The 701-nt window shown below is 60.8% G+C and carries 1 protein-coding gene; it reads right to left on the bottom strand.

All coding sequences use genetic code 11. The annotated features are described in order from the left end of the window. Window positions 1-8 precede the first annotated feature (8 nt). Window positions 9-701 (bottom strand): carbohydrate porin (locus tag HMPREF3140_RS08820; RefSeq protein WP_139146158.1); only part of this gene is annotated, 693 nt, incomplete at its 5' end.

The following is a 701-nucleotide window of genomic DNA, read 5'->3' as shown; positions in this document are numbered from 1 at the left end:
CTATCGCATCAGAACCACGCCTCAAACATCCCGCCGACGTTCAGCGAATCCAGCTGCTGGTCTTTGGTGTTGTTGACCTTCGCGGTGTGCTCGTTGTCCACCTGGCCGCCGGTCACGTAGAAGCGCAGCATCGGACGGAACTCCGGCCCCATGCCGATGGCGATGTTCTGCGACAGCGTCAGCTTCCAGCCGTGGTTATCCCCGCCCTGCTCGTAATCCACGCGCTGGTAGCCCGCTTCCAGCCAGGTGGAGTGCACGTCGTTCCAGAAGTACATCGGCCGGACGATGGCGCCGTAGTTTTTACGGTTGTCGGTGTTGTCCTTGCCGTTGTCGTAGTCGTGGAAGGCCAGCAGGTATTCGATCTGCGCCTGCTGGGTGAACTTATGGCTGCCCTCGAAGCTGGCGTAGACTGTGGTCAGGTCGTCGGTTTTGTTGTAGACGCTGTTATCCGAGTTGTCGGAATAGCGCAGGATCACCTTGTTCACCCCGCTGTCGTTGGTGTGGCTCAGCACCAGGCCGCCCTGCCAGGCTTCGAGACGCGCGTCGCTGTCCACCGCCTTTGAGTCAAAGCCGTAGTTGGCGTACATCTCGACGTCGATCGGCCCGGCCTTGATGTTGTGGGTTTTGGTGGTCAGCGCGTAGTGGCCGTTGTCGCCGGTGTCGGAGCTGCCGGTACAGGTGATGCGCGACGGGTTGGTCTC

Origin of the sequence: Klebsiella sp. HMSC16A12, from assembly GCF_001808265.1 — a bacterium.
Classification (GTDB): Bacteria; Pseudomonadota; Gammaproteobacteria; order Enterobacterales; family Enterobacteriaceae; genus Klebsiella; species Klebsiella pneumoniae.
This window is presented reverse-complemented; position numbering and strand designations above follow the sequence as displayed.